Origin of the sequence: Corynebacterium sp. HMSC075D04 (assembly GCF_001815635.1) — a bacterium.
GTDB classification, from domain to species: domain Bacteria; phylum Actinomycetota; class Actinomycetes; order Mycobacteriales; family Mycobacteriaceae; genus Corynebacterium; species Corynebacterium coyleae.
Window position 1 is genome coordinate 37,304 of record NZ_KV821373.1, and the last position, 6,000, is coordinate 43,303.

A 6,000-nucleotide genomic window follows, 5' to 3' on the forward strand; every position below is an offset into this window, starting at 1 on the left:
CCCTCGCCGGTGGTTTTGAGTATCAATAACCGTGCGTGCCCCAATACCCACCGAACAGTCCCAACCAACGCGGACTTTCCCACCTAGGAAAGCCGGTACACCTCGTAGTCGCCGGGAACGCCCGCTCCGGGAACATGCGCAAGTCCGAGCCTCACAGCTAGGCCAATCGACGCCTCATTCACAGGGTCGATGATGGCAACGATGGGGAACGTCGGGAAGCGCTCGCGGGCGCTCGCAATCGCGGCGGCTGCGGCTTCCTTGGCGTAGCCCTGGCCTTGCGATTCGGGTGCGAACCGGTAGTAGAGGTTCAGGACTTCTTCGTCGGCTTCCTCGCTGTGTCGTACCCCGGTAAAGCCGATGGTCGCGCGGTCGAGGGTGCGTACCGTGTAGTAGCCCAACTGCTGCTCAGCCCAATTGTTCTGCCACGAGCGCGCAAGCTCGACAGCCTCATCGCGGGTCTTCATTGTCAGCTCGGGGCGGTGCTCGTAGGTGCGGGGATCTGAGTGAATCGCAAAAATGGCATCGATATCCGCATGTGTAGGCACCGACAACTCAAGCCGCGGGGTGTGCAGGGCAAACGCATCAGACATGGTGAGTCCTGTCCTGCCGCTTGCTCCACAACCGCCACAAAGAGAACTCACCCGCGGCACTCAGTACCGGCAGGGTGGACAGGCGTACGGCGCGGCGCACCGGACGGTAGTCGCGGACGGCCCAGCCTTGGGCTTTCGCGTGGCGGCGCAGCGCACGGTCCGGATTGACGGCAACGGGGGAGCCGACCATCTCAAGCATGGGGAGGTCGTTGATGCTGTCGGAGTAGGCGGTGCACTGCTTGAGATCGTGTTGCTGCAGTAGGTCCTCAAGGAAGCGGCGGAGGTTTCCTTGAGAGACTGACCATTGTGCAAGGAATTCCCGCTGTTCTGACATGGCAATCGTGACTCTTTCGGTGGCGGTGTTAGCGTGAGCAATCATACAAGGGCGAGCGACGTAGGCACGATGAAGACGAGTTGCGATGAAGACGGTCGAGCTGATGGTGCGCTCCACGTGCGGTTCGTGCGAGCGGGTGGAGGCGCAGATCGCTCCGGTGGTGGAGAAGTGTGACACGGAGCTAGTGCTTGTCGACGTCGACCTGGACCCCGACAACGCCGCCCAATACGGCGATCGCGTGCCGGTTGTCGTCATTGATGAGGAGGAGTTTGCATGCTGGGAAGTAGACAACGCAGACCTTGAAGCCGAGCTCCTCTTTCCAACGCTGGGGGTTCTTTCGTTTTTATGTTGTTATGTTCGTTCCCGGTCCGTCGATGACGGGCGTAGCAGTGCACTCCGGGGGTGGGGCCGAGCTTCGCATCGACCCCTTCCCGTCGACCAACTCAGGTCAGCGCGGTGACGGTGCGGGCGACGCCGGAGTACGAAGGGATCCGCCAGATTGCAATAAGAAATCCAGCCCACACTCTGAGCTTGGCTCGGAGGCGGGCTGAACGATTGACATGAACCCTAGCATGAGCGAGGCTAGTTCCGCAGGCATGAAAACTCGTTTGTATCAATTTGATAGCTGTAGCTCCCCGGAGATGTTTGCTGGGCTCCTCCGCTAAGGTAAAAACTACGTAACTAGCGGGAGGTGAGTGATGACTGTTCGAATCGACATTGCAGCACCGACGTTGCGTTGGGCCCTACAGCGGACCGGCGTCACGGTTGAAGAACTTGCCCAAAAAAGCGATTTTCGGTTGGTCCGGCAATGGCTGGAAGGGGAGGTATCCCCGACGTTGCGTCAGGCCCAGCACTTGGCATCGCTTGCTTGTATCCCGTTTGGATACTTGCTTCTCGACGACCCCACGGATGACCAACCGGATTTTCCAGATTTCCGCACCGTAGACAGTAAGAAAGTAACCGAGTTCAGCCCGGAATTGAAGGAAACGATTTACGCCTGTGAGCGGCGTTTGGGTTGGTACGCCGAATTTGCTCGTGCAGAAGGCATTGAGCCCCCATGCTTCGGTGGCGAATGGACATTACGTGATAACCCGGACGATGCCGTGCGTGCATTACTTCCTCAGCTCGCCGATGCTGGATGGAAGCCAGGCAGGGCGGCTACTGGTCGAGAGAATGTGCTGGAATTAGCGGAGGCAATTGAGCACTGCGGTGTCTTGGTGATGCGAAACTCCGTACTTGGAAATAACAACCACCGCAAACTCGACATCGACGAGTTTCGTGCTTTCACACTGCTCGATGGTGCTTACCCCTTGATCTTCATCAACGGCAGTGATTACAAAGTTGGGCAGTACTTTAGCCTTGCTCACGAGCTAGGCCACGTGCTACTCGCTGCAGAAGGGCTCACTGGAGCCATGAACGATCATCACGATGTAGAGCGATGGTGTAACAGGTTTGCAGCTGCCCTGCTTCTGCCGCAGCATGCGTTGTTGCAGGAATGGGACAGAAATCCCGATCTGAAACACATCACTGAATGGGCATACGATGCGTACCGGGTAAGCGCGGATACGACACTGTGGTCCCTTGTGGGGCAGCGCCGCCTTGGCAAACCACAAGTGCAGGAATTCCTTCGGCAACGTCCCTCGAACCCTACGCCTCCGATTGTTAGTGGAGGCGGTGACTTCTTCGTCACGTTGAAGTCTCGGCTGGGTGGCCGGTTCTTGGACACAGTAACCGGCGAATATGCAGATGGCGCAATTTCTCAAGAGGAAGCTTCGCGCCAACTGGGCATTGCAAAGACTGCGACGCTGAAGAATGCGGTTACTCGTATGCAGGAGGTCGCATAGGTGTACCTCATCGATACGAATATCGTGATCGGTGCGTTCAATCACCGTCCGCGAGACATTTTTGAATCGTACGACGAGTCCGAAGACATGGTTGTTGAAGACCTTGAGTTCGGCGACCGCAAGTTCAAGATCGACTAGGGCGATTACTTTAACTTCAAGATTCCGCTGGTATCTTCCGTCCAGTCTGCTCTGGACGTGAAGCCGGGGGCAGTCAGCGAGGCAGTGGAAGGCATGTCCGAGCAGGTCGATACCTACATCGGCAAGCTCATGAAGGACGGAGTGAAGAACTCCAACAAGGTGGGCACCCTCCCGCTCGACATTGAGAAGAAGGACGCGTACAAGACGCTGGTGGCGCTGCGTAAGAAACTCAACGCCACTTCGGTTCCGAAGACTGACCGTTTCGTGATGGTTGGCCCCGAGATGGAATCGGCGTTGCTGTACGACGAGCGCCTGGACAAGGCAGTGAACAACAGCAATCTCTTGAACGGTGAGATTGGTCGCCTGCTCGGGTTCCGCATCATTTCCGCGCCGACGGTGCCGACGGTGGCGGGCCGTGAGGTGTCATTGTGGGCCACCCGATGGCTACCGCGTTCGGCTACCAGATCACGGAGGTGGCGGAATCGTCCATGCTGCCGTTCCGTTTCACCCGTGCGATTACGGGCCTCCAGGTGTACGGCGGTTCCGTGTTCCGCCCGGAGGTGCTGGCGACGGCTGAACAGGATGTGGTGGAGCCGACCACGGCGGGTGCTACCGAGTAGACGCTAGCCCGTAGCAGGCAGCGAAGGGGGTCAGGGTGTGTGCCTTGGCTCCCTTTACCCATACCTGGATGAAGGGCACACCATGAATAATCCGTATCAGGAAGAACTACTTAACCGTCTCCGTGACCATGAGAACGCGAGGGGTGAACGTGAACTGACCCGGCTTATCAACTGGGCTACATCCGCTGTGTTGAAGTACACAGCTGTGCGGACGCTCACTAAGACGATGATTGAGAAGTGGGTCAGAGTTAAGGCAGCAGGGTGTGTTCGATGCCGTCTAGGATCACATCGATGACGAGGTCGTAGTATTCCTCGGACATCGCTTCTTCTTCATCAGGGTGTGAGAGAGGCTCCAGGTAAGAGTTGACAATACTGGTCAGTCCAACAGATTGAGCCATCATAGGCTCAAGCCTGACAAGCATTTCGTGCAGGTTGTGGCGAGGCTGGATTTGATTGGATGCGCGCAGGTTTCTCGCTCCGATCGTGTGGATGATCGAGTTCGCGATAATTGTGTAGGCCACAGGCGAATTGTCACCAAACCCAGCTTCTTGTAGTTTGGCCCAGGCTCCATCGATCATCGGCAAAAACTGTTCGGTGAACTTGCCCCGCGCGAACCTGTCGGTAATCCCCGGATATGCTAACAATGCGGGGCGTAGATTGTGAGCCATAGCTCGAAACCAGGCTTTCCATTCAAGGTCCGGGTCGGGAACTTCAATCCCGACACATACCCGGTCTACAACAGCATCACAAATGGCTTCCTTGTTTGGAAAATAATGATAAATCACTGAGGGAACCACGCCCAGTTCACGGGCAATGTCCCGTACTGACCATCCCTCAACGCCACTGATCGCGCTTAACTGTACAGCTTGTTTGACAATCAGCTCGCGTGATAGCCCAGCCCTTCGCCCCGTTGGCACAGTGTTCATAAGGTGACCCTAACTTATTACTTGACCCTTACTAGAACACCATTCTACAATATCCCTAAGTGAAACAGTGTTCTAGTAATGGAGTGTAGTGATGCCCGACCCTCGTAGTAATAAGCCGACACAGAGCTCTATTGATCCAGGAGCGCAAGCGAACCTGGTAGTGGGAATCGTTTTTCTCGCCTTTATGGGGCAAATGATTCTCAATCCGATCATCGCGCCACTGTCACGACAGATGGGATTGCGGGAATGGCATATTGGCGCCACTATCTCTTTGGCAGCGATTGTACTAGCGAGCTTGAGTGCTTATTGGGGGCGAGCTTCCCAACGTGTCGGCGCTAAACGTGTACTCGCGGCCGGGCTTGTGATCGCGATCATCGCTTTGAGCGCCTTCGGTATTGTCTCCTACCTGGGGATGAACCAGGTAGTTGGCGGTGTCGGACTAGTTTTTGGTGTTGTGATCACTCGTGGTTTGCTCTATGGTGGAGGGATTTCAGCGATCGCCCCGACCGCGCAAGCCCACCTGGTCACGCATGCTGCCAGCGAGAACGGGCGGGTAAAAGCACTGGGCATGATTGGAGCGGCTCAAGGGATGGCCTCCATTGTTGGAGGTGTTACTGGAGGTGTGTTAGCCGCTGCTGGTGGCCTGCTCTTGCCCTTGGTGGTCATGCCCGTTGTGATGGTGATTGGTCTGGTTGTTCTCTTGGTGAGTTTCGCACCTCAAAGCCGAGGGCAACTTTTTGCAAAGCCTCAACGGATTCGCTTCACTGATCCGCGTGTAGCTCCCTGGCTAGCAACTGGTCTGGTGATGTTTCTTGTGTTTTCTTCTGTTGCTACGATTTTTGGATTCACTGTCCAAGACCGCTTCGCCCTGTCGGCAACTGCGACCGCAGGTATTTCCGCGATTTACCTGACCATCATGGGCGTGACCATGATCATTGCCCAAGCGGTGATTGCTCCAAAGACAGGGTGGGGAGCAGCGAAGCTTTTACGTACTGGTCTGGCCATTACACTAGTTGCAACTGTGCTCATTTGGCCTACCTCCTCGCACGCTTTACTGGTTGTCGGGTGTATCGTGCTGGGGGTAGGTATGGGACTGGCGATGCCCGGGTACAACACTGGCCCAACCTTGAAGATGAGTGTAGATGAGCAAGGCGCAGTGGCTGGCATCATCAACGCTAATAATGGGTTGGCGTACGCGATTGCCCCGCTGGCTTCGACCGCCCTTTACGGGTGGAACCCGCTGGCACCCTTCGCCGTCTGTATCGCCTTGATTGCAGTGGTCGTCATCTACGCCCACACCGTACCCGCACTACGCCAATAACTATGAGCGTGCCTGAAGTAGCCGTTCCATCACGTTATCCGCAGGAGTCGGCCCCGAGTAGTCCACCAGCGAGTTGTCTTTGACGACATCGAAAATCTCGTACCAGAGCGTATTCGCCTGCTTGCTAAACGACTGAGACATGGCCACGAATGGGGACGCGATAGCTGTTAGGACTACGGATTTAGTAACACCGTGAAGTGCCCCGAGTTTTGTTCCTAGGCATTTGC

At 56.2% G+C, this 6,000-nt stretch carries 7 protein-coding genes and 2 pseudogenes; 5 read left to right on the plus strand and 4 right to left on the minus strand.

The features are described from left to right. Positions 1 to 83 precede the first annotated feature (83 nt). Together HMPREF3048_RS11600 and HMPREF3048_RS12595 are read right to left on the minus strand one after the other, a co-directional pair. Positions 84 to 590, minus strand: coding sequence for a GNAT family N-acetyltransferase (locus HMPREF3048_RS11600; protein ID WP_070772461.1), 507 nt, complete (start codon positions 588 to 590; stop codon positions 84 to 86). Next, complete coding sequence (locus HMPREF3048_RS12595) at positions 583 to 924, minus strand: HAD family hydrolase (RefSeq protein ID WP_070772463.1); 342 nt, start codon at positions 922 to 924, stop codon at positions 583 to 585. The genes HMPREF3048_RS11600 and HMPREF3048_RS12595 overlap by 8 nt, the downstream gene beginning before the upstream one ends. An 85-nt stretch (positions 925 to 1,009) precedes the next feature. Between HMPREF3048_RS12595 and HMPREF3048_RS12600 the strand changes: the two are divergent. The 4 genes and pseudogenes from HMPREF3048_RS12600 to HMPREF3048_RS11625 form a co-directional block, all read left to right on the plus strand. Further along, positions 1,010 to 1,237: pseudogene (locus HMPREF3048_RS12600) on the plus strand (glutaredoxin family protein); the annotation flags it as partial. Between the two features lie 385 nt (positions 1,238 to 1,622). After that, a complete protein-coding gene (locus HMPREF3048_RS11615) occupies positions 1,623 to 2,768 on the plus strand; it encodes an ImmA/IrrE family metallo-endopeptidase (protein ID WP_070614952.1) in 1,146 nt (381 codons plus the stop codon). Further along, the gene (locus HMPREF3048_RS12200; RefSeq protein WP_141758925.1) at positions 2,769 to 2,906 is read left to right on the plus strand and encodes a type II toxin-antitoxin system VapC family toxin; all 138 of its coding nucleotides are present in this window, start codon (positions 2,769 to 2,771) and stop codon (positions 2,904 to 2,906) included. Positions 2,907 to 3,334: 428 nt separating this feature from the next. Then, a complete protein-coding gene (locus tag HMPREF3048_RS11625; protein WP_070495014.1) occupies positions 3,335 to 3,526 on the plus strand; it encodes a hypothetical protein in 192 nt (63 codons plus the stop codon). Between the two features lie 248 nt (positions 3,527 to 3,774). Here the strand turns inward: HMPREF3048_RS11625 and HMPREF3048_RS12450 are convergent, their stop codons facing one another. Next, entirely contained in the window at positions 3,775 to 4,452 is a 678-nt protein-coding gene (locus tag HMPREF3048_RS12450; protein ID WP_070614954.1) for a TetR/AcrR family transcriptional regulator, read from the minus strand. 91 nt (positions 4,453 to 4,543) lie between these two features. On the opposite strand from HMPREF3048_RS12450, the gene HMPREF3048_RS11635 reads away from it, so the two are divergent. Further along, the gene (locus HMPREF3048_RS11635; RefSeq protein ID WP_070614956.1) at positions 4,544 to 5,773 is read left to right on the plus strand and encodes an MFS transporter; all 1,230 of its coding nucleotides are present in this window, start codon (positions 4,544 to 4,546) and stop codon (positions 5,771 to 5,773) included. On the opposite strand, the pseudogene HMPREF3048_RS11930 reads toward HMPREF3048_RS11635, so the two are convergent. After that, positions 5,774 to 6,000, minus strand: a pseudogene (locus HMPREF3048_RS11930) (hypothetical protein); the annotation flags it as partial.